The 247-nt window shown below is 64.8% G+C and carries 1 protein-coding gene; it reads left to right on the forward strand.

The features are described 5' to 3' along the window. Positions 1-247, forward strand: a 247-nt coding sequence (locus AC0L3B_RS40055) for a transglutaminase family protein (protein WP_473383512.1), incomplete at both ends; no start/stop codon positions are given.

Below are 247 nucleotides of genomic sequence, written 5' to 3' on the forward strand. Positions count from 1 at the left end.
TCGACAAGCTCTATTCCCCCGACGGCGCCACCGGCCGTCTGGGCCTGCTGGAATTGCGCGCGTTTGAAATGCCGCCCCATGCACGCATGAGCCTCACCCAGCAGTTGCTGTTGCGGGCGCTGGTCGCGCGTTTCTGGCGTGAACCCTACGCGCCACCGAAGCTGGCGCGCTGGGGGGCCGAACTGCACGACCGCTTCCTGCTGCCGCACTTTATCCAGCAGGATTTCGCGGATGTGATCGTCGAACT

The organism is Bradyrhizobium sp. Kon56 (assembly GCF_055807635.1).